This window comes from Streptomyces sp. NPDC098781, from assembly GCF_044759995.1.
Lineage (GTDB): Bacteria > Actinomycetota > Actinomycetes > Streptomycetales > Streptomycetaceae > Streptomyces.
The window spans coordinates 54,746-81,128 of the sequence record NZ_JBIWAK010000009.1; the positions used below are offsets into that span (position 1 = coordinate 54,746).

A 26,383-nucleotide genomic window follows, 5' to 3' on the forward strand; every position below is an offset into this window, starting at 1 on the left:
CAACTCCTGCCCCTCAAGCGGCAGTTCGAGCAGAACGCCGCCCCGGGCATCCCCTTGCACTTCCTTGGCGGCCTCTTGCCCCGAAACCCCCTGAGGGCCAGCGGGATTGGGCCACTATGGCGGGCGTTACGCCCTATCCCAATGCAAGGGACCCCAGATGAGATTGACCGACATATCGCTGAACTGGCTGCTTCCGGGCGCCGTCCTGCTCCTGGGCATGCTGGCGGCGGTGGCGGTGCTCGCGCGCGGCAAGCGGTCGGGGGAGCACGCTAAGACCGAGGACTCGTGGGAGCGCAACGAGGAGCGTCGCAGGCGCAAGGAAGCCATATACGGCACCGCCGCTTATGTACTCCTCTTCTGCTGCGCCGCGGTCGCGGCCGCGCTCTCGTTCAAGGGCCTGGTCGGATTCGGTGAGCAGAACCTGGGCCTGTCCAACGGCTGGCAGTACCTGGTGCCGTTCGGTCTGGACGGCGCGGCGATGTTCTGTTCCGTCCTCGCGGTGCGCGAGGCCAGCCACGGCGACGCGGCGCTCGGCTCCCGGATACTCGTGTGGACGTTCGCCGGTGCCGCGGCCTGGTTCAACTGGGTCCACGCACCCCGGGGCCTCGGCCACGACGGTGCCCCGCACTTCTTCGCCGGCATGTCCCTCTCGGCGGCCGTGCTGTTCGACCGCGCGCTGAAGCAGACCCGCCGGGCCGCGCTGCGCGAGCAGGGTCTGGTGCCGCGTCCGCTGCCGCAGATCCGTATCGTCCGCTGGCTGCGGGCGCCCCGCGAGACCTACAAGGCCTGGTCGCTGATGCTGCTGGAGAACGTCCGCAGCCTGGACGAGGCGGTCGACGAGGTCCGCGAGGACAAGCGGCAGAAGGAGACGGCCCGACTGCGCCGCCGCGAGCAGGAGCGCATGGAGCGCGCCCAGCTCAAGGCCATCAGCCGCGGCCACCGCGGGTTCATCGGCCGCGGCGGCGGCCGGCAGGCGGAGCCGCAGGCCCTGGAGCGTGCCTCGGCCCAGGTCGCCGCGGAGCCTGCCATATCCACGCCGGAGCAGCTGCCCGTGCGTACGCGTCCCTCGTTGCAGCCCGTACGCAAGGGCTCTGACCCGGTCACCGTCGACCTCACCGCGGAGGACGACACCATGGCGCTGCCCCGGCTCGACTCGCTGGAGCGCAAGCTCAAGGACCTTGAGCAGCAGTTCGGCTGAGCACACGGCTCATCGACGGGAAGGGGCGCGACCCGAGGCTCGGGTCGCGCCCCTTCCCGTTGTCCTGAGGCGGCGGTACGAAGGCTCACGCGGCGTCCGCGTCGAGCTCGAACCACACCGCCTTCCCCACCCCGTGCGCCCGTACGCCCCACGCGTCCGCGAGGGACTCGACCAGGATCAGGCCTCGGCCGTTCGTACCGTCGTCGGCGGCCGGTACGCGCGGTCGGGGCAGCCGGGCCACGAAGTCCCGCACCTCCACCCGGAGTCCGTCCGGTCCGACCGTCGCGGTCACCAGGGCCTCCCGGTCGGTGTGCACGATCGCGTTGGTGACGAGTTCGCTGGTGAGCAGTTCGGCTATGTCCGATCGTCCGGGCCTTCCCCAGTGCCGTAACAGCTCGCGCAGCGCCCGGCGCGTCTCCGGTACGGCCCGCAGATCCGCCCGCCCCAGTCTGCGGCTGAGCTGCGGCGGCTGAGCGTGATCCCCGGCGCTCGCGGCCCTGTCCTCCACTGTTTCCACCGAGGAGCCCCCGAACATGAAGGGACCGCCTCCTCGTGCATGCCTTTTCATGACCCCCGCCCGCGTGCCGATGTCGGTTCCCCTCCTGGCTCGAACACGTTCACGGGAACCATTCCCAGTGGGATCGGCGCCAGTCATGTCGAATCGTCAACGACCAGGTGTTCGGCCACGATTGGGCCGGTCCAGGCCAATGGATGAAACCTGGAACGTCACCCGTCGGCCGTCGCGGGACGGCCGGAGGCCGCGGCCGGGCCGCGTCCCTCACCGGGCACGGCCCGGCTTCCGGAACGTCGGCCCGCTCGCGGCGGGCGGAGGCGGGGCGGTGCATCCCATCCCGGTGCGTGAGGGCCGTCCACCGCGGTTCCGCACGACATCGGGCCGATCCTCCGTGGGCGGCCCGCCCGGGGAGGATCGGCCCGACCGCCGATTCCGTCCTGCCGCACCGGTGCCGTACCCGACCGAGCGGCGGAGCGGTCGAGGCCGTAGGCGGAGCGAACCTCTCTCCTGCACGACGGAGAGCGAACCGCCTGCCTCCGGCCACCTTTCCGCAACCTGTGAAACTGGCCGGAACTCGCGGGTCCCGGACCCGGATTCGGCTGGCGGCCCGTCCCTGGCACCGAGGCGGGGCCGCCCGCCCGACCCCCGTCCGGGAGGGCGGCCCCGCTGTTGTGGTGGTCGTGGGGCGGGTCGGTCAGTAGAGCTTGTCGACCGCGGTGGTGGTCGTCTTCTTGAAGGCCTTCACCGGTGCGTCCGTGAAGTCGCCCATCTGCCCCCACTGCACGACGGTGACGGTGCCGCCGTCCCGGCCGACCGAGACCAGGTGGATGTCCATGGCGCCCCACGAGGCCCGGGTCGCGAAGCCGTGGACGCGGGCACCCTCCTCGACCGGCAGGGTGCCGTAGGCCTTGTAGTCGGCCTCGATCTCCGGGTCGGCGTCCATGCGGGTGACGCAGCGCCGGACCTCCTTGTCGAGCCGGGTGGCGAGGGCCTTGGCCTTGGCGTTGTCGCCGACGACGATGTTGAGCTGCTCGGCGCCGGTGTCCAGGTCGGTGCGGAAGGTGCGGAAGCGGGAGTCGTAGGCGAGCAGGGCCTCCCCGAAGCAGTACTGCATCTCCTCCGGGACGCCGTCGGTGACCTTGCCGGCGGTCCAGGTGGAGGAGGGGTGCGGCGGGAGTTCGGACGCCGCGAGGAACTTCGGCGCGGGCGCCTTCGTGGCGGCGCCGGCCGGTGCGGTGGAGAGTGCGGCGCCTGCGGTGAGGCCGACGACGACTGCGGCGAGCACGCCGGCTCGGGTGCGCTTGGGCATGGGTGTCCCCCGTGGATGAGATGAGTGCCTGAAGTGCGTCAGTGGATGAACGCACGGAAGTGGGTCGTCACCGACGCCGGTTGGTCCGTCCGGCCCCCTGGTCGGTGGCGACACCAAGAGCATCAGCCGTCACAGCGGTGGGCCGCAAGCGCCGTCGCCCGATCCGCGACGGTGGAACCATCCCAGCCCTTCTGACGTGCAGGTACATGGAGTGCCTGGGATGCCGTCCCGGGACGGGGAGGACACGGGAGAACAGTGTCGGAAGCACAGGACGACGACGTCCAGGAGTTCGCCGCCTTACTGAGACGGCTGAAGGAACGCACCGACCGGAGCTACGACCGGCTGGCCCGCCGCCTGAACATGAACACCTCCACGCTGCACCGCTACTGCGCCGGCGACGCGGTGCCCGTCGACTTCGCCCGCGTGGAGCGCTTCGCCGCGCTGTGCGGGGCGACACCTGAGGAGCGGCTGGAGCTGCACCGCCGCTGGATCCTGGCGGTGGCGGCGCGGCAGCGCTCGCGCCCGGCGGCCGCCCCCGCGGCGGTTGCCGGCACGGCGGACGCGGCCCCCTCGGACGCGGCCGGCACTCCCACCGAGGACCCGGCACCGGCCGGCCCCGCCCGTCAGCCCTGGTTCCACCGCCGACGGCTGCTGGTTTCCGCGGCCGTCGCCACCGCCCTCCTCGCCACCCTCGGCAGTCTCTCCGCCCTCCCGGACGACCGCTCCGAGGGCGGCGACTCCGTCCAGGCCGTCGATCCGCCCCGTACGACCGAGTCGGGCACCCCGCGCCCGAAGTCGGACCACTCCCCGAGCCCCTCCCCCAGCACCGCCTCGCCCTCGGCCGGCGCCTCGAAGGAGTCCCCGGCGAAGCCCACCGAGACCGCCGGCCGGCCCTCGAAGAAGGCCACCCCGCAGCGGCCGTCGACCGGTGTGCCCCTCACCTGGAGCACCGACTCCCATGTCTGGCAGGCCGGCTGCGGTCACGACTACGTCATCGCCAAGCCGCCGGGGCAGGTCCCGCCGCCGCCGAACCCGCAGGACGCCGCGACCTGGGCCGGGACGCAGAACGCCGTGCACGGGCAGCAGACCCTGGTGAGGATCACGGTGCAGGGCCGGTCGTCCACGGCCGTCGTGCTGGACGCGCTGCGGGTACGGGTGGTGGGCCGTTCGGCGCCCATGGAGGGCAGCAACTACGCCATGGACCACGGCTGCGGCGGAGCGCTGACGCCCCGTTACTTCTCCGTCGACCTGGACAAGGACCGGCCCATCGCCCGCCCGGTGGACGGCAACGACACGGGCGTCACCATCCCGGCGATGCGCCTGCCGTACAGGGTGTCCGCCGAGGATCCGGAGGTGCTGCTGGTCGACGCGCGGACGGTGAGCTGCGACTGCACCTGGTACCTGGAGCTGGACTGGTCGTCGCAGGGCCGCACCGGCACGGTCCGCGTCGACGACCACGGCCGCCCGTTCCGGACGACGAGCACCAAGGGGCTGCCGAACTACGCCTACGACACCTCGACCCGCGCCTGGGTGGAGTGGGAGGAGTAGGAGCGCGGACGGCTCACTGCGCCTCCCACACCGCGGCCGCCGTACGGTCGTCGGCGTACCCCTTCACCCGGACCTGGGCGTCGGCGAGGAACTCGGCGAGTCCCGGCGGTTCGAGGCCGGACCATCGTCCGGTCAGACGGGCGGCGAGCTCGGGTTCGCCGCGCAGGGGGTCGGCGAGGCCGCTCGTGCACATCAGGAGGGTGTCGCCGGGGCGCGCGACGGAGGCACGGAAGCGGAAGGGCTCGCGGGGCGGCTCGGGGGTCGCGTCGTAGGGGCTCGGCGGGGTGGTGATGCCGAGGTCCATGGTGAGGCGGTCGCCCTCGGGTGTCTCGGCGGGCAGTGAGCCGAAGCCGACGACGGGTTCACCGGTTGCGTCGGTGACACGGGGCTCGATGTCCTGCCATTCGCCGTTGCGCAGCCGGAAGAGTCCGCCCTCGCCGACGCCGAAGAAGACGCGGGTGCGGCACTCGGGGTCGGCGGGGAGCAGGAGACAGCGCAGGGTCGCCGCGTACTCCTCGGGTTCGACGCCCTGTTCGGCGGCGCTGGCGCGGAGCTTGCCGAGGCTGCGGTCGGTGAGGCGGTGCAGCCCGGACTTGAGGTCGCCGCGTCGCGCGGCCCTTATGTCCTCCGCGAGCCGCGCGTGACTGCGGCCGATGGCCCGGCCGATCCAGTTGCAGGCCTCGGCGGCGGCCCGGTGCGCGCCGGGGGTGGCGCGGGCGCCGGTCGCCATGACGACGAGCAGCAGGGCGTGGTCGCCGGTGCCGAAGCGGGCGGTGAGCAGGGAGTCGCGGCGGGGTTCGCCCCGGTAGCGGGCGGAGTCGCCGCGCAGGGAGACGGCCCGCAGGGTGGAGGTGCCGTAGTGGGCGCCGTCGAGCACGGTGTCGGCGACCAGATCGTCGAGGTCGTCCGGGTCGGCCGGCGGGAGGGCGGTGGGTTCGGCGGCGTAGGTGGGCGGGCCGTCGCCGACGTAGTCGACCGGGCGCGGCGCGGACGTGGGGGCGGGCCGCTCGGGGACCGGTGCCGGCGGCGGCGGCAAGGCGTCGGCCGGGGGTGTCTCGACCGTGAATCCCGGCGGTTTCGGCAGACCGGCCGGAAACGCCGGGGGACGCCGTACGGCGTCCGCGTCCGCTCTCGGGGCGGGGACCGGCGTGCCCGTTCCCGACCGCTGGTTCACCGCCCCCGCGGCCGAGGCGAACCGGTCGTCCAGTGAGTCGGGCGCCGTCGTCGGGCCCGTGTCCTCGGTGACGTCACCGTACAGCTGCCCCCACCAGTCGTCCTCGCGGCCGGTGGGCCTTCCCCCCTGCTGGTTCATGCCCCCAATTGTCCACCGCGGGGCGCGGATGAAAACGGGGCATCCGGAAAATCCGGCCCCCGAACGCCACCTCTGACGGCTCGTCGGGTGACAGGGTGAACAGTCTTGCGAAACAGCGGCGGAACGCCGGGGAAAAACAGGTCGCCGGACGGCTCCACCCCCCACGGGAGAACCGCCCGGCGACTGCTGGGTGACCCGGGCCCAGATCCCCTCCGCGCGCGTCAGCGCACGTCGTAGGCCCGGGTCACGATCTGGGTGACCGAGGCGCCGTCGGCGTCGGTCAGGACGGTCCTGAGTGTGACCGCCTTTCCTGTCGCTCCGCTGTGGTTCACCACCGCCGTCCAGGTCCCGTCGTCCTTCGGCACGGTCCGTGCCTCGGTCCAGGTCGCGCCCTCGTCGTACGAGTAGGCGAGCCGGGCCCGCGTCAGCTCACCGGGCTCGTGGCCCGCGTGGCCGGTGGCCGTGAGGGTGATCTTCCGGCCGTCCTCGGCGGGGAGCGTCTTCAGCCCGTCCTCCGGCAGCGTGTACCGCGGGAAGAGCAGCGGGATGCCTTGCGAGTACGTGTCCTCGTCGCGGGCGGAGCGGAAGGTCCACGTCGTGGTCGTGCCGGTGGAGCGGTTCCAGGCGCGCGCCGGGGGCCCGATCTTCGCCGTGGAGAGGGTGAGTTCGTAGATGGACTCCTCGGCGGGGACCGTGAACACCCCGAAGGGGTACGGGCTTTCGCCGACCGTCTCGCCGTTCCGCCGCAGTGTCATGCTCCCGATGTCGCCGAAGCTCCCCTGCACGCCCTGGTGTTGTCCGTCGCCCCAGAAGCCGGGTGCCGCGCCGATCAGGTCGCCCTGCCGTTCGGCGGCGAGGGCGGGGCGGCCGTCGGCGTCGAGCGGGGCGGCGGGGGCGAGGACACCGCCGTACCACTCCTCGTCGCGCCGCTCCCCCTTCGCGTATGTCCGGTTGGGGTCGATCATGAACTCGCCCCAGGGGAAGCTGCTGGAGACCTCGTGCTCCCAGCCGGTCGTCCCCGGCGAGTGGTACTCGGTGCGCCGGAAGGGGGCGGGGACCGTCTCCAGCGCGCCGAAGTAGCCGCTCAGTCCGTTCGGCCGGGTCATGGCCGTCAGGTCGACGTGGTCGGTGCCGCCGCCCGCCATAGACCTGTACGTCGCCGTGGTCGCCGCCAGTTCGCGGTCCCGGACGCGGTAGGCGCGGTCGCCGCCGATCGGGCCCTGCTCGGGGAAGGCCAGGTTGTAGACGTACGGGCTCTTGGCGGTGGCTGTCCAGCGCAGGGTGACGTCCCTGGCCGCGAGCAGGGCCTTCGCCTCGTCGGCCGGGACGGCGAGGACCGGCAGCGGGCCCCCCGTGAATCCGGCCGAGGGGTACCAGCGGCCCGGCTCGTCCCGGTGCACGAGGACGGCCAGCGCGCCCGCCTCCTTCGCGCGTGTCGCGATCTCGTAGGCGCTTCCGCCGTCCGGGACGCCGACGAGCGCGATCTTCCCGGCGGCCCCCGAAAGTTCCTCCGCCGTACCGGACTTGGCGTCGAACAACGCTGCGCGGCCGGTGCCGTCGAGGTTGGCCGAGCTGAAGGACGCGGTGGTCGGATGGAGCGACCGGCCGCCCACTACGGCGAGTTCGGTGATCTGCGGTGCCGCCGCGCGCCAGAAGCTGTCGAACTCGAAGTCCCCGTCGGTGGCCCGGCCGGTGACGGCGGCGTAGTAGCCGCGCAGTTCGCGTCCGCCGGCCGCCGTGCCCGCGTGCAGCCAGGTGTCGTCCCAACTGCGGGCGAACCCGAGGGTGGCGCCCCGCAGTTCGGTCGGCCGGTCGGTCCTGACGCTCAGGCGATGGGCCTTGCGCGCGTCGAGGACGACGGTCGTGTCGTCCCGGATCTCCAGCTGGGGCCGGCCGAGACAGGTGAGGGAGTCCAGGAGCGTGCCTTCGGCCTCGGGAGTCGTGACGAAGGCGGAGAGGAAGTAGGAGCCCGGGCGGATCCGGTACGTCTGGTCCGCGGCCCCCTCGTTGAAGCGGCGCTCCCCGCTCGCGTCGTCGGTGCCGATCAGGTCGACGGAGGAGGCACCGCCGGCGGCCTCGCCGAGCCGGTCGACCAGCTTCACCCGCAGGGTGACCGTCTCGGGCTGGACGTACAGCGCGAAGGGCGTGGCGACCGTGACACCGTCGGCCGTGGCGAGGACTCGGCCGGTGACGTCGCCGTACTGGGCCCGCTCGAGCGTCGCCGTCGGGTCGATCCGCAGCGGGACCTCGACCGTCGTCCCCGCCGGGACGGTGACCTTGCGGGCGGCGAGGCGGGCCAGGGGTGAGCGGACGGCGGAGCCGTCGTTGCCGGTGACGGCGGACACCGACAGCTTCAACTCCACCGCCCTGTTGGTGGTGTTGGTGTAGGGCACGGCGACCGTCGTGCGGTCGCTCGCGTCCTGCGGCCAGTTGAAGGTGCCGGCCTGTAGGGCGGGTGCGCCGAGCACCTTCTGGTCGGTCGCGGCCCGGACGTCGAGGCGCCCGCCGCCGCTCTCGCGGACGTCGCCGGGGATGCCCGCGTCCGCGGAGGAGACCAGGGCCGCCTTGATCCGCTGGGCACTCCAGTCCGGGTGACGCTGGCGGACGACGGCCGCCGCGCCCGCGACATGCGGGGTCGCCATCGACGTACCGCTCATGGACCGGTACGCGTACACACCGCGTCCGCCCGCCTGCGCGGCGGAGATGCCGACGCCCGGCGCGGTGATCTCCGGCTTGAGGGTGTGCGACCCGTACGCCGGGCCCCGGCTGGAGAACACGGCCGTGGCGTCGTCCCGGTCGACGGCGCCGACGGTGAGCACGCTCGGCGCACAACCCGGGGACGAGACCGTGTTGGTGCCGGGGCCGGTGTTACCCGCGGCGACGACGAACAGGGTGTGCTCGCTCGTCCTGGCGAGTTCCTCCGTGGCCTGGGCCATCGGGTCGGTGCAGTCGGTGCGCGCCGGGTTGCCGAGGCTCATCGAGACGACGTCGGCTCCCTGGTCGACGGCCCACTGCATACCGGCGATGATCCACGAGGTCTCGCCGTAGCCGGAGTCGTCGAGCACCTTGCCGTTGAGGAGCGCGGTGCCGGGGGCGACGCCCTTCCTCCTGCCGTCGCTCGCGGCGCCGGTGCCGCCGACGGTGGAGGTGGTGTGGGTGCCGTGGCCGTCGTGGTCGTCGGCGTCCGGGGAGTCGGTGAAGTTCTTCGACGCGGTGACACGGCCCTCGAGGTCCGGGTGTTCGGTGTCGACGCCGGTGTCCAGGACGGCGACCTCGGTGCCCTTGCCGTCGTATCCGGCGGCCCAGGCCTCGGGGGCGTGCACCTGGCGGGTCGAACGGTCCAGGGTGGCCTCGACCTTGGCGTCGAGCCACAGCTTCTTCAGGTCGCCGGCCGCGCGGGAGCGGGAGTCGGTGATGTCGGCCCAGAAGTCGGCGGCCTTCTTCTTGTCGGCTTCCAGGGCGACTCCGTCGACCGGGTCGAGGACGAGGCCGCGTTCGGCGCCGCGCGGGGTGGGCGGGGCGGAGCGGGCGACGGAGCGGTCGTACGTGGCGATCAGCGGCAGTGTCGCGCGGTGCGCGTCGTCGTAGCCCTGGCGGACCAGGCCGGTGACGTTGAACAGTTCCTCGTCGACGCGGCCGGCGGCGAGGGCGGCGGTCGCGCCCTCGGGGTAGACGTACAGGTCGTCGCCGGAGCGGCGGGTCTGGGTGAAGGGGGTGCTGCCGTCCGGGCCGGGCAGGGCGACGGCCCCGTCCCGGGTGACGAGGACGCGGTCGCCGGTGACCAGGGTGACCACGGAACCGGCGCCGGGGGTGGCCCGGGCACCGGTCGGCGGTCTCGGCGTGGTGTCGGCCGCGTGCGTGGGCACGGCGGGCGTCACGGCCAGGATCACGGCGGTGGCCGCGCCCAGTGCCGTTCGCGATATCGCTCTCCCCAAGATCGCCCTCTTCCCGTGCTGCCGCCTGCCCGTGGACGCGAAAGCGCAGGCCGAGGAGACCCAAGTCGGGCAATGCGGACGGTGGTTGATGCTGCGGTGGCGACACCTTGGCAGAGTGGCGGGTGGTACCGCGATGATGTGCGGAGGCGGTTTTGCGCCGTGGCCGTTTTCCGCCACGGACCGGACACGGGTGTTCGCTCGGGGAGGGGCGCGGCCAGATGCTGGGAGCCATCGGTCTCGACGAGACGCACGAGTCGGCGTACCGGGCCCTGGTGTCCGTGGGCGCGGCCGACGTACCGGATCTCGCGCGGCGGCTGACCCTCGGTGAGCACGACACCGAGCGGGCGTTGCGCCGGCTGGAGCGGCACGGGCTGGCGGCGCAGTCCTCCGCCCGGCCCGGCCGTTGGGTCGCCGCTCCGCCCGGGGTGGCGCTGGGCGCGCTGCTCACCCAGCAGCGGCACGAGCTGGAGCAGGCGGAACTGGCGGCGGCGATGCTCGCCGAGGAGTACCGGGCGGGAGCGACCGAGCCGGCCGTGCACGACCTGGTCGAGGTGGTGATCGGCGCGGCCGCGGTGTCGCAGCGCTTCCTCCAGTTGCAGCTCGGCGCGAGCGACGAGGTGTGCGCGCTGGTCACCGGCAGCCCGGTCGCCGTCACGGGGACGGAGAACGACGCGGAGGAGCGGGCCGCCGATCGCGGTGTGCGCTACCGCGTGGTCCTGGAGCGTTCGGTCCTCGACCAGCCGCAGGGCATCACCGAGCTGTCCGCCGCCCTCGGCCGCGAGGAGCGGGTGCGGGTGGTGGAGCGGGTCCCGACCAAGCTGGTGATCGCCGACCGGACGCTCGCCCTGGTGCCGCTGACCTCGCACACCGCGGAGCCGGCCGCGCTGGTCGTCCATGCGAGCGGGCTGCTGGAGCTGCTCTTCGGCCTGTTCGAGTCGGTGTGGCGGGACGCCCTGCCGCTGAGCCTCGGCCCCGCCGGCCTCACCGAACAGCAGCCGGACGGCCCTGACGGCACCGATCTCGAGGTGCTCTCCCTGCTGCTGGCCGGCCTGACCGACGCGAGCGTGGCCAAGCAGCTGGACCTGGGGCTGCGGACCGTGCAGCGCCGGGTGAAGCGGCTGATGGAGCTGACCGGGGTGACGACCCGGTTGCAGCTGGGGTGGCACGCCTGCGAGCGGGGGTGGGTGGCACGGGACCGGCAGGGGTGAGGCCGGCCCCACGGTGTGATCGCTGATCTGCGCGTTCCGGTGGACTCCGGCAGTCTGGTCAGATGGGAGTGTGGGACCTCCTGCTGGTCGGCCTGGTCCTCCTGCTCGGCCTGTGCGGAGTGCTGGTGCCCGGCGTGCCGGGGTCATGGCTGGTGTGGGCCGCGGTCGCGTGGTGGGCGCTGGAGGATCCCCAGCCGGTCGCGTGGTGGGTGCTGGTCGGCGCCACCGTCGTGCTGTTCCTCTCGCAGGTCGTGCGCTGGGCGCTCCCACCGCGACGGCTGCGCCCGAACTGGGCCGGCCGCCGGATCGTGGTGTACGCCGGGGTGGGGTCCCTCCTGGGCTTCGTCCTGGTCCCCGTGCTCGGCTCGATCCCGGGCTTCATGGGCGGCATCTACCTCGGGGAACGGCTGCGTCTGGGCCGCCACGGCGAGGCGCGGGCCGCGCTGCGGACGGCGATGCGGTCGGGCGGGTCGAGCGTGCTGACGGAGCTGTTCACGTGCCAGTTGATCGCGGGGGCGTGGCTGGGGGCCGTGATCTGGGGCTGACGGTCGGATACATCGGCCGCTTATACATCGGGTGTCTTCCAGGCGATTGACGACTCCATGCCACTTCTCTACGTTGCATCGCTAGATAGCTCCGATGTATCGACGTACAGATGGAGGCGTCATGCCCCGCCCGTCCAGACGTACCGTCCTCGCCACCGGATCCGCGCTCGGCGGGACCCTCCTCACCGGCGGACTGCCCGCGCAGGCGGGCGCCGCCGTCCCCGAGACCCGGACGCAGGCCCAATCCGACCCCTGGCGCGCCGTCCTCGACGACGCCGACCTCGTCTGGCGGCGCATGCCGGCCACCTGGTACGAGGGCCCGTTCCTCGGCAACGGCTTCCTCGGCTCCGGCATCTACGCCGAGCCGGGCGCCGCCACCCGCGCGGTGCGCTTCAACGTCCAGCACTCCGAGGTCCAGGACCACCGCCCCGAGTTCGGCTCGCTCTTCGGACTGGCCCGGCTCCCGATCGGCCACTTCACGCTGGAGCCGGTGGGCACGATCACCGGCCTGCACTGGCGGCTCGGCCTGCGCGACGCGGAGCTGACCGGCACGCTCACCACCGACCGGGGCACCCTCGCGCTGCGCGCCCTCGTGCACAACGACCGCTCGGTCCTGGCCGTCGAGGTCACCCCGAGCGCGGGAGAGCGCGACTTCCGGTGGGTCTTCCACCCGGCGGAAGCGATCAGCCCCCGGGCGGCCTTCAAGCCCCTCCCCGACGGCTACCGGGGCAACCCGCCCGCCGAGGTCGCCGAGTACGACGGTGTCTCGGCGGCGGTACAGCCCCTGCTGGCGGGCGGACAGCATGTGACGGCGTGGCGGGAGCGGAGCACCGGCCGGGCACGCACGCTGTACGTCCATGTCGCGCACTCGCACCCCGGCTCGACGGCACTGGACCGGGCGCTGACGGCCGTACGCCGGACGAGCCCGCTGCCGTACTCCCTGCTGGCGGTGACGCACCGCGCCTGGTGGCACGCCTACTACCGCAAGAGCTTCCTGTCGCTGCCCGACGCCCGGATGCAGCGCTTCTACTGGATCCAGCTCTACAAGACCGCTTCCGCCGCACGCCGCGACGCCCCCGTGATGGCGACGAGCGGCCCCTGGCTGGAGCCCACCCCGTGGCCGAACACCTGGTGGAACCTCAACGCGCAGCTGGAGTACTGGCTGATCCACGGCTCCAACCACCTCGAACTGGACGCGATCACCCGGTCGTTGAGCGAGCTCCGGGACAACCTGGCCCAGGAGACGCCGCCCCCGTACCGCGCCGACTCCCTCGGCATCCCGCGCACCACGGACCCGACCCTGCGCAACAGCGCCGCCGACCCGCTGACCGGGTACGGCGTCGGCATCCCGGGCCAGGACCCGCCCACCCCCGAGGTCGGCAACCTCACCTGGGCACTGCACAACGTCTGGCTCAGCTACCGCCACACCATGGACGAGTCGATCCTCCGGGATGTCCTCTACCCGCTGCTGCGCAAGGCGATCAATTACTACCTGCACTTCCTGGAGCCGGGCCCGGACGGAAAGCTGCATCTGCCGGCCACGTTCTCCCCGGAGTACGGCGGCGACTCACGGGACTGCAACTACGACCTGATGCTCCTGACCTGGGGCTGCCGCACCCTGCTCGACGCGGCCGAACTCCTGGGCGTGGACGATGCCTTGGCACCGCGTTGGCGCGAGGTCCTGGCGCGCAGGGCGGCCTATCCGACGGACTCCAACGGCTTCATGATCGGCGCGGACATCCCCTTCGCGAAGTCCCACCGCCACTACTCGCATCTGCTCGCGGTGTACCCGCTGTACGAGCTGACCGGCCGCACGTCCGAGGAACGTGCCCTGATCGAACGGTCGTTGGCCCATTGGGTGGGCTTCGAGGGCGCCCTTCAGGGCTACACCTTCACGGGTGCGGCGTCGATGTCCGCGCTGCTGGGCAAGGGCGAGGACGCGTTGCGGTACCTGGAGGAGCTGATGTCACGCTTCGTCCAGCCCAACACCATGTACAAGGAGTCGGGCCCGGTCATCGAGACTCCGCTGTCGGCGGCCCAGTCCCTGCACGACATGGTCTGCCAGTCCTGGGGCGGCACGATCCGCGTCTTCCCCGCCGTCCCGGCCGCCTGGGCGGACGTGACGGTCCACGGCTTCCGCACCCAGGGTGCCTTCCTGCTGTCGGCGGTCCGCGAGGCCGGCGTCACCCGCTGGGTACGGCTGACCAGCGAGGCGGGGGCACCCTGCGTGGTCCGGCACGGCATCACGGGCCCCGTCGAGGTGCGGGACGGCCGGGGCCGGCCGCTGCGCCACTCGGACGCCGGGGACGGGGCGATCCACATCGCCCTGCGCGCGGGCGACTCGGCGCTGATCACGCCCCGGGGCGTCCGGCCGGACCTGACGATCGCGCCGGTGCGGGCGAACGGGGAGGCGCCGCGCTGGGGGCTGGACGCGGAGTAGGTCCGCGGCAGTAGGGCGAGCGGCTGATGCGCCGCCGCCGCGGGCGTGTTTCGCTGGCCGTATGACGGGTTTCAGCGAGGCGGAACGCGCGTACCTGACGTCACAGCGACTGGGACGGCTGGCCACCGTGGACCCGGCCGGGCAGCCGCAGGCGAACCCGGTCGGCTTCTTCCCGCAGGACGACGGGACGATCCTGATCGGCGGACGCGCCATGGGCACCACCAAGAAGTGGCGCAACCTGCGCGGCAACCCCAAGGTCGCCCTGGTGGTCGACGACCTGGCCAGCGTACGGCCGTGGCGGGTGCGCGGGATCGAGGTCCGCGGGGACGCGGAGCTCCTCACCGGTCCGCACGGGCTGGGCCCGCACTACAGCGAGGAGGTCATCCGCATCCATCCGCGGTGGGTGCGCAGCTGGGGGCTGGAGGCGGACTAGAGCCTGCCCTCCAGCGTGAGCAGCCGCATCTTGCGTTCGAGGCCGCCCGCGTAACCGGTCAGCGCCCCGTCGGCCCCGATCACCCGGTGGCAGGGGCGCACGACCAGCAGCGGGTTGGCGCCGATCGCCCCGCCGACGGCCCGTACGGCGGCGCGAGGCGCGCCGATGCGCGCGGCGATCTCGCCGTAGGTCGTGGTGGAACCGTAGGGAACGTCGTCGAGGGCGGCCCAGACCCGCTCCCGGAACTCGCTGCCCGCCGTGCTCAACTCCAGCTGGAAGTCCTTGAGTTCACCGGCGAAGTAGGCGGCGAACTGTTCCTCGGCCGCGTGGAAGAGCGCGGGATCGCGCCGCCAGCCCTCCTGGACGGTACGGCCGCCCTTCTGACCCGGCACGGAGACGGAGGTCAGGGCGCCGGTGGCGGGGTCGGCGGTCAGGAGGAGGGGGCCGAGGGGGCTGTCGAGCTCGGTCCAGCGGACGGGGGTCGTGACGATCATGATTACTCCAACTCCCCTGCTGTACGCAGGTGTTGCAAGGCGTAGGAGCGCCAGGGGCGCCAGCTGTCGGGGGCGTCGACGCCGGGTGGGGCGACGTCCGGGTCGCCGAGGGCACGGGTGCGGATGACGGCGACCGTACGGGCGTCGAGGCCGGGCAGGGCCAGCAGCGCACCCTGCGCCTCGTCCCGGTCGGCGCCCGGGTCCAGCCGCAGGGCACCGTCGGCGAGGGCCGCGGTGAGGGTACCGAGGGGGCCGTGCGGCTCGGCGCCGGCGAGGACCGCTGCCTCCGGGAACAGGTGGGTGAGGCCGGCGCAGGGCGCGTCGAGCGCCTTGCCGTACCGCCGCACCAGTTCCTCGGCCGCCTGCGGCCCCACCAGCGTCCGTACGGCGAGTTCCTCCGCGTCGGCGGTGCCGGGTGAGCGCAGTCCCGGCCGGGCGGCGACGAGCGGGGCGAGCCGGGCGTCGGCGCCGAGCCGCTCGTCGACGGCGTAGGGATCGGCGTCGAGGTCGAACAGCCGGCGCAGCCGCTGTACCCCGGTGGTCAGATCGCGCAGATCGGTGAGATGGAGCCGGGCGTCGAGCCAGCCGCCGGGATGCGCCGCACGCGTGTCCTTGCCCACGGCGCCCGCGCTCTCCTCGACGGCGACGATGCCGCTGCCGTGCGGCAGACGGAGGGTGCGGCGGTAGGTGCGCCGGCCGGCGGGGCCTGAGACCTGCTCGACGCCGGGTACGGCCTCGGCCTCCAGCAGGTCGAAGACGGCACCGGCCTGATACGGCCCCCGGTGCGCGAGCCGCAGCGGGATCCCGGCCGAGGGGGTGGCGGCAGGCCGCGCGGGGCGTCCACCGCTCGGTGCGGCGGCGCGCAGCTCGCTCGGGGTGGAGGCGTACACCTCGCGGATGGTGTCGTTGAACTGCCGCACGCTGGCGAACCCGGCCGCGAACGCGATCTCCGTGATCGGCAGCCCGGTGGTCTGCAACAGCACGCGCGCGGTGTGCGCGCGTTGCGCCCGGGCGAGCGCGACCGGGCCGGCGCCGAGCTCGGCGGTGAGCTGCCGCTGGACCTGCCGGGCGCTGTAGCCGAGCCGCGCGGCGAGCCCGGCCACGCCCTCCCGGTCCACGATTCCGTCGCCGATGAGCCGCACGGCACGGCCGACCACGTCGGCCCGCACGTTCCACGCGGCCGAGCCGGGCACCGCGTCCGGGCGGCACCGCCGGCAGGCCCGGAAACCCGAGCCCTGCGCTGCGGCGGCCGTCGGATAGAACCGCACGTTGTGCCGCTTCGGGGTGACCGCCGGGCAGCTGGGCCGGCAGTAGATGCCGGTCGTCTCGACGGCGAAGAAGAACTCGCCGTCGAAACGCGCGTCGCGGCTGCGTACCGCCTCGTACCTGGTGTCCTCGTCCATCACGGTGTCCAGTGTCCGCCGTGCCGAGGGGGTGGTGCTAGCGGGATTCGGACACGAAGGCCAGGACGACCGCCCGCTCCGCGGACACCCGGACCGTCACCGCACGTGCCCCCGCTTCGCCTCCATGGCCGCGCGCCCCTCCGCCCCCTTCCGCTTCCAGTCCTTCTTGATCTCGGCCCGCAGCCTCGCGTCCGTCTTGGCGACGATCCACTGGTTCTCGCGCATCAGCTTGCGGTAGCTCTCCAGCCGCCGCACGGGCAGCTCACCGGAGTCGATCGCGGCCAGCACCGCGCACCCCGGCTCGCTCTCGTGTGCGCAGTCGTGGAAGCGGCAGGACCCGGCCAGCTCCTCGATCTCCGAGAAGACCTGGCCGACGCCGGTCTCGGCATCCCACAGCCCGACGCCGCGCAGCCCCGGGGTGTCGATGAGGACGCCGCCGCCCGGCAGGGCGAGCAGGTTGCGTGTCGTGGTGGTGTGGCGGCCCTTGCCGTCGACGTCTCGCGCGGCCCGGACCTCCATGACGTCCTCGCCGAGCAGCGCGTTGGCCAGCGTGGACTTGCCCGCGCCGGACTGTCCGAGCAGAACCGACGTACCGCCGCCCACGACCGCCGTGAGGACGTCGAGCCCGTCCCCCAGCGTCGCGCTGACGGTGAGCACCGGCACTCCGGGCGCCGTGGTCTCGACGTCCTGGACGAGATGGGAGAGCGTCACCGCGTCCGGCACCAGGTCGGCCTTGGTGAGCACGACGACCGGCTGCGCGCCCGACTCCCACGCCAGCGCGAGGAACCGCTCGATACGGCCGAGGTCGAGTTCGACGGCGAGCGACACGGCGACGATGGCGTGGTCGACGTTGGCGGCGAGGATCTGCGCCTCGGACCGCTTGGAGGAGGTGGAGCGCACGAAGGCGGTCCGGCGGGGCAGATACGTCCGTACGTACCGCGGACTGCCCGCGGGTTCGACGGCGACCCAGTCTCCCGTGCACACGACCCGCAGCGGATCGTGCGGGGTGACGAACGCGGTGTCGGCCCGCAGGAGACCGTCGGCGGTGACGACATCGCACTGCCCACGGTCGACCCGCACGACGCGCCCGGGCAGCAGCCCCTCGGCGTCGTACGGGGTGAACGCGTCGGCCCAGGCGGAGTCCCAGCCGTAGGGAGCCAACGCGGAGAAAACGGAGGTGGAAGTCAAGGGGTGACCCTTCACGAGGGTGGCCCCGGCGCCGCGTACTCAGGACGCGGAGAGGGTGGGATCAGCCGGCGGCCACGGAGGTGGACTTGATGAACTGGATGCGGGCAGCGCTCGTCGCAATGACAGCCATCGGTCGACACCTCCTCACTCAAGTTCGCTCGACGGTGGTGGCCACCGGCCACCGGCCTGATCTTCCGTCACTCTAGCCCGGCCCCGGGAAGGGCCGTCAACCGGTTTTACGCGCAGTCGTGTCCGTTCAGAGTGAAGTCGTGCCCCGGGGAGTTCTCGTCCTCCCAGGACGCGAGGAAGCCGAAGGCGAGCGTGCCGCCGGCGGGGACCGTCCTGTTGTAGTCGGCGGCCCGGGCGGTGATCCGGGAGCCGTTCTGGGCGAAGCTCGCGTCCCACATCTGGCCGACCTGCTGGCCGTCCCGGAACGACCAGGCGACGCGCCAGTCGTCGAGGGCCTGTTCGGTGGTGACCGTGATGGTGGCCTGGAAGCCGTCGGGCCATTCGTTGACGAGGTCGTAGTCGACGCTGCACGTCGGCGGCCGGGTCGCGGACGGTTCGGCGTCCGGGTCCTGCCCGCGGGCGGTGGTCGACGTCGTGCCCTGGGGGCCCGGGTCGGGGTTCTTCGGCTCGGGCGATTCGTCGGCGTCGGGGGCGCTCGCCGAGGGTTCCGGGGAGTTCGTGGACGGCTGGGTGGCGGCCGTGACCGGCAGGGAGAAGCCGGGGTCGGCGACCGGCTGGCGGTCGGAGGGGTCGCCGCCCGCCACGGTGCCGTCGCCGGTGGAGCCGCCCGGCATCATCGACACCGCGAGGGCGAGCGCGGAGACGAGCACGGCGGCGACGAGCAGGCCGCTGCGCACGACGCGTGCCTTGTGCGCGGCGGGGTTCGGCGGGCCGGCGTCGGCATCCGCGGAGCCGGGGCGCCCGGCGCCGAGGCGGACTTCGGCGGCCCGGCGGCGGCGCTCCAGATAGGCGAGGCCGCCCCAGCCGATCACTCCGCCGGCGAGCGCCCCGGGCAGACCGCCGCCGTGCAGCCGCAGACAGGCGGCGGCCTCGGCGCACTGCACACAGGTGGCGAGGTGGCGGGAGAGGTCGTCGGGGGTGTCGGCGCCGTTCGAGCGGGTGACGGCGTCGAGCAGACGGGCGTAGCTGCGGCACCGCGCGTCCATCGGTGTGTCGAGGTGGTTGCGCTGGCAGCGGTCCCGGAACAGGCCGCGGACCTGGGTGAGTTCGTCGGCGACGGTGGCCGGGTCGAGGCCGAGCCGGCGGGCCACCACGGTCTGCGGCAGCGCCTCCACCTCGGCCAGCCACAGCAGCGCGGCGTCCGATTCCTGCATGTCGCGCAGTCCGCGCAGGGCGAGCGGGCGCTGGAGCGGGGGGCCGGTGTAGCGGGCGGCCTTCTCGGAGTTGAGCCACAGACGCAGGTCGGGGTCGAGTTCGTGGCCGCGGCCGTTCTCCTCCCAGGCGGCCGCGGTGGTGCGTACGGCCGTCAGGAGGAGGGGTGTCCGGGGGAGCCGGGCCGGGCGGCGGCCGGCGCTGCGGAAGGTGGCGGTTTCGGCCTCACGGGCCTCGCATATCCCGGCGGAGAACGCCTCCGCGGCCAGCTGCTTGGCGGCCGAGGACCCGGCCGTGCACAGGTCGGCGTACGACAGCACGGCGTCCCAGCACTCGGAGAACAGCGCTGCCTCGGTGGCGTCCTGGGGGGTCGGCAGGTCGGGCATGAGTCTCCTGCATCCACATGCGAGGTCAACTCGCCATATTGGCAATGGAGTTGGGGGGAACCTCGCGGCAGGACATGAGCCTTTCACGTTTTCAACACAACTGACAAGCGCCGTGTTCAAATGTCATGACAGAGCGTCCGCGCCCCTACAAGTGCAGCCACTTGTACGGACGCGGACGCTCTGTGTCTCAGCGTGTATCGGCTAGACCGCCGGCGTCTCCTCGGCCTCAGCCGGCAGGCTGTCCATGAACGAGCTCACCGAGAACACCGCGTTGCCGGGGCCGGGCGGGCCGTAGCCGGGGGGCGAGGACAGGCCGAACTCCTCCATCGTGCGGCGATAGGCCTGGAGCAGCCGGATGTGGTACTCCAGCGGCGCGCCCTGCGGGTTGGCCTTGCCGAGCGGGGTCGTCGGCTCGGGGCACCAGGTGGTGAAGCGGGGCGTGATGCCCTGCGACATGAAGAAGCGCAGGCCCTCGGTGGTGGAGGCGATGGCCTCGTCGACGGTCTTGAAGCCGAAGGGCTCGGCCATCTCCACACCCGCGACGAAGTTGGGGATCACATTGCGCGCCCCGAACACCTCGGCCGAGTCCAGGATCCGCTTGTGCCACACGTCGCGGCCGACGTAGCGCTCCTTGCCCGGGCAGAACATCTTGAAGAGGTACTCGTCCCACACCTCGTAGTTGGGGTGGTAGATCTGCACGCCGTAGTCCTTGAACCGCTGTACGTCGTCACGCGGCAGCGCCTGGGCGACGACCTTGCCGATCCAGCGGCCCGGGAAGCGCTCCTCGATGGCCTTGGCGTAGTGGCCGTAGAAGTCGGCCTCGTCGCGGCCGGAGACCGTCTTGGTGATCGCGCCGCCGGTGAGGGTGTAGGCGGTGGACGCCTTGGCGGTGTCGTACCGGTCGATGATCTCCAGGGCCTCCAGGACCTCCTCGACGTCCTTCACCCCGGTGTACGGGCGGCCGGCCGCCTTGTGCTGGCGCCAGTTGTGGTTGATGTCGCAGTACTGGCACTCCTCCTTGGCGCCGAAGTACTGGCACACCCGGAAGACGGTGAGGTAGATCAGGTAGCCCCACTGGATGGTGGGGGCGACCTCCATGACCGACTTGCCGTTGGCGAGGGTGTGCCGGTAGTACTCCGGCATCGGCGGCACACCGACGTCGGCGATCCGCTTGCCGTCGAGGTAGAGGCCGAGCATCCCGTCCTCACCGGCCGCCACGCGATACGGCGACGACGGGTTCACCCGCACCGAGACGACGGTGCGCCGCAGGTCGTAGGGGCCGCCGGTGAGGATGATCTCCTCCGGGGGGCGGCGCAGTGCGGCCTCGCCCAGCTCGGGCAGGGTGCCGTGGTCGAAGGAGAAGATGAAGTACGACTTCGGCTTGACCTCGCCGGACTCGTTGTCGCTGAGGGCGGACGGGTCGAAGGCGACCCCACCCCGGAGCAGATCCTCCTTGAAGACGGCTTCCCGCGGAACGTGCGGGAATCGCTCCATCAGATCCTCGACCAGTGCGGTGCGGCTGCCCATCCGTAATCTCCTCCCGGGTCAGGCGTACGACTCCTCACGGTATGCCCCTGCCTGAGCGGAGGCCGCATCGGGGGGCCTCCGAGGGGGCGTGTCAGGCGGGCCGGGGGTGCGGGGGCGGCATGATCGAGCCCTGGGCGGCGCGCATCGGCCGTCTGTGCGCGGGCGGTCTTTCTGCGGGTGTCCGATGGTGCGGGGAGCGGCTCTGGCCGAGCCGGGGGCGGCGCGGCGGCCTACAGCAAGGTGGCGCGATCGGACGCGTCCCGGACCCATCGGCCGTCGGTGCGGGGTGGTCTCCCCCCACCAGGGCCGACGATGCGGGTGCAGCACCAGAGCCGATGATGCTGGTGCAGCACCAGGGCCGATGGTGCAGGTGCGGCCCGCCGCGGCCGGGTCGCCCGGCGCCGCGCCACCGAGCGTCCTGACCGCGTCCACACCGCCCGGAGCGGCCCGGGTCGGGCACCTCACGGCTGGGCCGGGTCGACGGTGACGCCGACCGCGCGGATCAGCCGACCGATCCGATCGGGCAACGGTGACGCGCGGGCCGTGCACGCGGGGCGGTCCCCGCAGGTGGTTCGACGGGTCGGAGGCGGCTCCGGTCGGGCCTGGCGCGCCCGGCTCGGACCCCGTTCCAGACACATCGGCCATCCGCGCGCCCCTCCCCTACGGGGCCAACGGTCCGCCGGCCGCCGCCCGGGTCGGGCACCTGACGACCGGGCCGAGCCGGCAACAGCGAACCGGCCGCGCAGACCGGCCCATCGCGCTGGGCTGAACCGCCGGCAACTCCAGCAGCGCACGCCCCGCGCGCATCCCCCTCCCCCGCCCCCCGGAGCCGACAACGCGCACACCAGCCCGGCCGAACCGCCGCCACCGACAGCCGCGCGTCTCCCCGGCCCAACCGATCGGGAAAGCGGTCTCCACCAGAAGCAGTCCCGGATGAGAGGGTCGGCTCGCAGGCACTCTTGTGGAGGACGGCGAGGATGACCGAGACGATCACCAACTGGGCGGGCAACATCACCTACACCGCCAAGGAACTGCACCGGCCGTACTCGGTCGACGCGATCCGCGCCCTGGTCGCGGGCGGCGAGCAGGTGCGGGTGCTGGGCAGCGGGCACTCCTTCAACGGGATCGCCGAGCCGGGCCCCGAGGGCGTCCTGCTGTCGATCGCCGATCTGCCGCCGGTGATCGACGTGGACCGGGCGGCCCGTACGGTACGGGTCGCCGGCGGTGTGCGGTACGCCGAACTGGCCCGCGCGGTGGACGCGCACGGACTGGCGCTGCCCAACATGGCCTCGCTGCCGCACATCTCGGTGGCCGGCTCGGTCGCCACCGGCACCCACGGTTCGGGGATCGGCAACGGCTCGCTGGCCACGTCCGTACGGGAGGTGGAGCTGGTCACGGCGGACGGTTCGGTGGTGACCGTCGGCCGGGACGACCCGCGCTTCGGCGGCGCCGTCACCTCGCTGGGTGCCCTCGGCGTCGTCGTCGCGCTCACCCTCGACCTGGAGCCGTCCTTCGCCGTCGAGCAGCACCTCTTCACCGAACTGCCCCTGGGCACACTGGACTTGGCGACCTTCGAGACGGTGATGTCGTCGGCGTACAGCGTGAGCCTGTTCACCGACTGGCGGGCGCCGGGCTTCCGGCAGGTGTGGCTCAAGCGGCGCACCGACCAGCCGTTGCCCGACTTCCCGTGGGCGGCGCCCGCCACCGAGAAGCTGCACCCGGTGCCGGGGATGCCCGCGGTCAACTGCACGGAGCAGTTCGGGGTGCCGGGGCCGTGGCACGAGCGACTGCCGCACTTCCGGGCGGAGTTCACGCCCAGCAGCGGGGCCGAGCTCCAGTCGGAGTACATGCTGCCGCGCGAGCACGCCCTGGACGCGCTGCGCGCGGTCGACGGCATCCGGGAGACGGTCGCCTCCGTCCTCCAGACCTGCGAGGTACGCCTGGTCGCGGCCGACGAGCAGTGGCTCAGCCCCGCCCACGGACGGGACACCGTGGCCCTGCACTTCACCTGGATCGAGAACACCGCTGCCGTACTGCCGGTGGTGCGGCGGCTGGAGGAGGCGCTGGACCCCTTCGCGCCCCGTCCGCACTGGGGCAAGGTGTTCGCGCTGCCGGCCCCGGTCGTGCGCGGTCGGTATCCGAGGCTGGGCGACTTCCGGGCGCTGGCGCGGGAGCTGGACCCGGCGGGCAAGTTCGCCAACGCGTTCGTCCGGGATATCCTCGGCGCCTGACGCGCGACCGAGGCCGACCGAAGCCCAACGGAAGACCGGCTGAGGCCCGACCGCGGCCCGACTGATTCGCGTCAGCCCCCCACACCGTGCGCTTCCAGCGGAAAGACTTTCTACAGCCCCTTTCCTAACCCCTTGTAGAAAGCCCGCGCACCCCATAGCCTTGCCGCCGCGCCGGTGCCGACGACGACCCGGCCTGGACTGAAGGGACGGGGGCACCTCCGGTGAAGCGCACCTCTCGTGACATCCGCACCGCGAACCGCTACGAGGTGCTGCGCCAGATCATCGCGTCCTCGCCCACCTCACGGCAGGAGCTGGCGGCCGCCACCGGTCTGTCCCTCGCCACGGTCGCCACTCTGGTGGGCGAGCTGCTCGACCTCCGGATGATCACGGAGGTCGGGTTCGAGGACTCGGCCGGCGGCCGTCCCCGGGGGCTGGTGGCCGTCAACTCCGGCGGGGGCGCGCTGATCGGCGTCGACATCGCGGAGACGTACGTCCGCGTCGAGCTCTTCGATCTCGCGCTCGGCGTCCTGGCCCGCGCCGCCGAGGACATGCGCCCCGGCGAGAGCCGCCCCGAGCAGGTCGTCGGCCATGTCGCCGCCGCCGTCGGCTCGGTGGTCGCGCAGGCCGGCGTGGAGGGCGCGCGGGTGCTCGGCGTGGGCGTGAGCGTGCCGGGGCAGGTGGACCGGGACACCGGCGTCTCCGAGTACGCGCCCAACTGGGACTGGCACGACGTGCCGTTGCTCGACCTGCTCGCCGAGCAGGTCGCCTACCCGCTCTACATGGACAACCCGCTGCGCGCGTGCGCGGTCGCCGAGCTGTGGTTCGGTGCCGCGCGCGGCCGCGGGGACGCCGTCGTGGTCAACCTCGGCACCGGTGTCGGCGCCGGGCTCGTGCTCGGCGGCGGACTGCACCGGGGCGTGAGCAACAGCGCCGGCGAGTGGGGCCATACGACGCTCGTGCTGGACGGCCGGCTGTGCCACTGCGGCAACCACGGCTGTGTCGAGACGTATGTCGGCGCGCCCGGGATCATGGTGAATCTGCGCGAACTGGCCGCCGACAGCCCGCTGCTGCACCCGGAGGACCAGACGGCGACGATCGACGCGCTGGCCCGCGGCGTCGCGGCGCAGGATCCCGTGGCCGTCAAGGTGGTCCGGGACACCGCCCGCTACCTGGGCGCCGGGATCGCCGATCTGGTGAATCTGTTCAACCCCGAAGTCGTCGTGCTGAGCAGCTGGGTCGCCGCGAACCTGGGCGAACCGCTGCTGCACGAGGTGCGCGAGGCCGTCGCCCGGCACGCGCTGCGGCGGCCGCTCGCCGCCACCGAGATCGTGCTCTCCCCCATCCCCACCGACCCGGTGTGCCTCGGCGCGGCGACGTTCGCGCTGGAGGGCGCACTCCAGTCCGTGGGACAGAGGACCGCCGTGAAACGCACCACCCCCGCAAGGAGCCGTACCGCACCACCTTCGTGACGACGGAAGGGATGCACGTGACTCTGCCCCGCTCCAGGAACCCCCACCCCGAAACCCCCCGCCCCAGAAGATCGGTTCTGCTGACGGCCGCCGCCGCGCTCGCCGTCGCGGGCCCCCTCATATCCGCCCCGCCCGCCGGCGCCGCAGGAACCCCGGCGGCGGAGGTCTCCCCGCACGCCGCCCAGACCATCGACAACATCGGCGCGTCCGGCGCGTGGTGGGTCAACGACCTGAAGAACTTCGACCCGAAGGTCCAGGCCCGGGTCGCCAGGCTGCTGTTCTCCTCCAACGGTCTGGACCTGAGCGCCTACCGCTACAACATCGGCGGTGGCGGGACCGGCGTGACCTACGCCCCGCGCGCGCCGGAGGACTTCCGTCGCGACGACGGCTCGTACGACTGGAGCAAGGACAAGGCGGGCCGTACGTTCCTGTACGCCGCCGCCGCGTACGGCGTCGAGGACCTGATCGCCTTCGTCAACAGCGCGCCCGCCGAGTGGAAGACCAACGGCAAGAGCTGCGGCGGCCATCTGAAGGCGGAGAACGAGCAGGACTTCGCGCGGTACGTCACGGACGTCACCGGCCACTTCGCCCGGCAGGGCGTGAAGATCGACTACATCAGCCCGTTCAACGAGCCGACGAACAGCTTCGACTCCTGCGGCCAGGAGGGCATGCTCGTCGACGTGCCGCAGCGCGACGACATCGTGCGCACGCTGGGCGCGGAGCTGCGGGCGCGCCAGCAGCGGACCGGCATCATCGCCGACGAGTCGACCAGCACGGTGAAGTTCAACGACGAGGTCCCGCGCTGGATCGACGAGCCGGGCACCGCCCAGTACGTCGACAAGCTCGCCCACCACACCTACGACAACCCGTCGGACGCCGACCGGGCGCGGGTGTACGAGACGTCGAAGTCGGTGGGCAAGACGTCCTGGTCCACCGAGATCTGCTGCTTCGGCAAGGGCGGCACGGGCTGGGCGCAGGAGTACGATCCCACGATCGACGGCGGTCTGAGCCTGTCGCGGATCATCCACAAGGACTTCGCGACCGCGCACGACTCGGCGTTCCACTGGTGGGTCGCGCTGTCCGAGATGATCGGCACCGACCCGCTCGCCAAGAACGACCAGGGCTGGAACGACGGCCTGATCTACTACGACCCGAACTACGCGACGAACGGCAACCAGACGCTGTACTTCACCAAGCGGTACTACGCGCTCGGGCAGTACAGCAAGTTCGTGAAGCCGGGCTCGGTCCTGCACGGCGTGACGGGGCTGCCGGACGGTGTGGAGGCCTCGGCCTACGACCGGGACGGCAAGTGGGTGGTCGTGGTCAACAACCACAACACCACCGATACGGCGCTGAATCTGCACTTCAACAGCAGGTCACCGCTGCGGGCGGCGAAGGCGGTGCGTACGTCGGCCGACGAGAACTGGGCGAACGTCGCGAGGCCCTCAGTGAAGGGCGGCACCGTCTCCGCGTCACTGCCGGCCCGCTCGATCACGACGTACGTCCTCGACCAGAAGCCGTACGCCGGTTCCTCGGCGATCACCGGTGCCTGGCAGGGCGAGCAGTCCGGCAAGTGCCTGACCGCGGACGCCTCGGGTGCGGCGATCGGCACCTGCACGGGCGGGGCCGAGCAGTCGTGGTCGTACGACCGGCGGGGCGCGCTGAAGGGCCTGGGTGGCTATCTGACGGTGGGGAGCGCGGGGTTGGCGGCCACCTCCGACTTCACCGGTGACGCCGCGCAGCGCTGGCTGCTGAACTCCAACGGGCAGACCGTCAGCGAGGCCACCGGCAAGTGCCTCGACGTCGGCGGACAGGCGACCGCGGACGGCAGCAGGGTGGGCGTGTACACCTGCAACGGCGGCGCCAACCAGGCCTGGTTCCGGCAGTAACTCCCCGGTCGGC

Annotated in this window: 18 protein-coding genes; 9 read left to right on the forward strand and 9 right to left on the reverse strand. The window is 72.6% G+C overall.

The genetic code is table 11. From position 1 onward, the window contains the following. Positions 1-157 precede the first annotated feature (157 nt). The gene (locus tag ACIQWG_RS31715; RefSeq protein WP_404101929.1) at positions 158-1,198 is read left to right on the forward strand and encodes a DUF2637 domain-containing protein; all 1,041 of its coding nucleotides are present in this window, start codon (positions 158-160) and stop codon (positions 1,196-1,198) included. An 85-nt stretch (positions 1,199-1,283) separates the two neighbouring features. Here ACIQWG_RS31715 and ACIQWG_RS31720 read toward each other — a convergent pair whose 3' ends face one another. Both ACIQWG_RS31720 and ACIQWG_RS31725 read right to left on the reverse strand, forming a co-directional pair. Further along, positions 1,284-1,733 (reverse strand): ATP-binding protein, encoded by a 450-nt coding sequence (locus ACIQWG_RS31720; protein WP_404101931.1) that lies wholly within the window; start codon positions 1,731-1,733, stop codon positions 1,284-1,286. Between the two features lie 673 nt (positions 1,734-2,406). Beyond that, complete coding sequence (locus ACIQWG_RS31725; protein ID WP_404101933.1) at positions 2,407-3,021, reverse strand: hypothetical protein; 615 nt, start codon at positions 3,019-3,021, stop codon at positions 2,407-2,409. Between the two features lie 255 nt (positions 3,022-3,276). On the opposite strand from ACIQWG_RS31725, the gene ACIQWG_RS31730 reads away from it, so the two are divergent. Then, complete coding sequence (locus ACIQWG_RS31730) at positions 3,277-4,569, forward strand: helix-turn-helix domain-containing protein (protein ID WP_404101935.1); 1,293 nt, start codon at positions 3,277-3,279, stop codon at positions 4,567-4,569. Between the two features lie 13 nt (positions 4,570-4,582). On the opposite strand, the gene ACIQWG_RS31735 is transcribed toward ACIQWG_RS31730, so the two are convergent. Further along, positions 4,583-5,881 (reverse strand): PP2C family serine/threonine-protein phosphatase, encoded by a 1,299-nt coding sequence (locus ACIQWG_RS31735; protein ID WP_404101937.1) that lies wholly within the window; start codon positions 5,879-5,881, stop codon positions 4,583-4,585. A 221-nt stretch (positions 5,882-6,102) separates the two neighbouring features. Further along, positions 6,103-9,816 carry a S8 family serine peptidase gene (locus ACIQWG_RS31740; RefSeq protein WP_404101938.1) on the reverse strand — a complete coding sequence of 1,238 codons (3,714 nt, stop codon included), beginning with the start codon at positions 9,814-9,816 and terminating at the stop codon, positions 6,103-6,105. A gap of 218 nt (positions 9,817-10,034) precedes the next feature. On the opposite strand from ACIQWG_RS31740, the gene ACIQWG_RS31745 reads away from it, so the two are divergent. From ACIQWG_RS31745 to ACIQWG_RS31760, 4 genes are all read left to right on the forward strand, one after another. Next, positions 10,035-11,024 carry a helix-turn-helix domain-containing protein gene (locus ACIQWG_RS31745; protein WP_404101939.1) on the forward strand — a complete coding sequence of 330 codons (990 nt, stop codon included), beginning with the start codon at positions 10,035-10,037 and terminating at the stop codon, positions 11,022-11,024. 62 nt (positions 11,025-11,086) lie between these two features. Continuing rightward, positions 11,087-11,569, forward strand: coding sequence for a DUF456 domain-containing protein (locus ACIQWG_RS31750; protein WP_404101940.1), 483 nt, complete (start codon positions 11,087-11,089; stop codon positions 11,567-11,569). Positions 11,570-11,690: 121 nt separating this feature from the next. After that, the gene (locus tag ACIQWG_RS31755) at positions 11,691-14,009 is read left to right on the forward strand and encodes a glycosyl hydrolase family 95 catalytic domain-containing protein (RefSeq protein ID WP_404101941.1); all 2,319 of its coding nucleotides are present in this window, start codon (positions 11,691-11,693) and stop codon (positions 14,007-14,009) included. Between the two features lie 61 nt (positions 14,010-14,070). Continuing rightward, complete coding sequence (locus ACIQWG_RS31760; protein ID WP_404101942.1) at positions 14,071-14,442, forward strand: PPOX class F420-dependent oxidoreductase; 372 nt, start codon at positions 14,071-14,073, stop codon at positions 14,440-14,442. Here the strand turns inward: ACIQWG_RS31760 and ACIQWG_RS31765 are convergent. The 5 genes from ACIQWG_RS31765 to ACIQWG_RS31785 all read right to left on the reverse strand — a co-directional run bounded on the left by ACIQWG_RS31765 (position 14,439) and on the right by ACIQWG_RS31785 (position 20,781). Then, a complete protein-coding gene (locus ACIQWG_RS31765) occupies positions 14,439-14,936 on the reverse strand; it encodes a methylated-DNA--[protein]-cysteine S-methyltransferase (protein ID WP_404101943.1) in 498 nt (165 codons plus the stop codon). The two genes, ACIQWG_RS31760 and ACIQWG_RS31765, sit on opposite strands and share 4 nt — an antisense overlap. Positions 14,937-14,938: 2 nt before the next feature. Continuing rightward, the gene (locus ACIQWG_RS31770) at positions 14,939-16,339 is read right to left on the reverse strand and encodes a DNA-3-methyladenine glycosylase 2 family protein (RefSeq protein ID WP_404102518.1); all 1,401 of its coding nucleotides are present in this window, start codon (positions 16,337-16,339) and stop codon (positions 14,939-14,941) included. Positions 16,340-16,435: 96 nt separating this feature from the next. Next, complete coding sequence (gene rsgA, locus ACIQWG_RS31775) at positions 16,436-17,527, reverse strand: ribosome small subunit-dependent GTPase A (RefSeq protein ID WP_404101944.1); 1,092 nt, start codon at positions 17,525-17,527, stop codon at positions 16,436-16,438. 236 nt (positions 17,528-17,763) lie between these two features. After that, the gene (locus ACIQWG_RS31780) at positions 17,764-19,254 is read right to left on the reverse strand and encodes a cellulose binding domain-containing protein (protein ID WP_404101946.1); all 1,491 of its coding nucleotides are present in this window, start codon (positions 19,252-19,254) and stop codon (positions 17,764-17,766) included. Positions 19,255-19,455: 201 nt separating this feature from the next. Next, positions 19,456-20,781 carry a radical SAM protein gene (locus ACIQWG_RS31785; RefSeq protein WP_404101948.1) on the reverse strand — a complete coding sequence of 442 codons (1,326 nt, stop codon included), beginning with the start codon at positions 20,779-20,781 and terminating at the stop codon, positions 19,456-19,458. Positions 20,782-21,758: 977 nt separating this feature from the next. Between ACIQWG_RS31785 and ACIQWG_RS31790 the strand changes: the two genes are divergently transcribed. The 3 genes from ACIQWG_RS31790 to ACIQWG_RS31800 all read left to right on the forward strand — a co-directional run bounded on the left by ACIQWG_RS31790 (position 21,759) and on the right by ACIQWG_RS31800 (position 26,370). Then, positions 21,759-23,012: an FAD-binding protein gene (locus ACIQWG_RS31790; protein ID WP_404101949.1), complete on the forward strand. Its 1,254-nt coding sequence runs from the start codon at positions 21,759-21,761 to the stop codon at positions 23,010-23,012. 221 nt (positions 23,013-23,233) lie between these two features. After that, positions 23,234-24,481 carry an ROK family protein gene (locus ACIQWG_RS31795; protein WP_404101950.1) on the forward strand — a complete coding sequence of 416 codons (1,248 nt, stop codon included), beginning with the start codon at positions 23,234-23,236 and terminating at the stop codon, positions 24,479-24,481. Positions 24,482-24,492: 11 nt separating this feature from the next. Further along, positions 24,493-26,370, forward strand: a complete 1,878-nt coding sequence (locus tag ACIQWG_RS31800; protein WP_404101952.1) for a glycoside hydrolase — start codon at positions 24,493-24,495, stop codon at positions 26,368-26,370. The last annotated feature ends 13 nt before the right edge of the window (positions 26,371-26,383 follow it).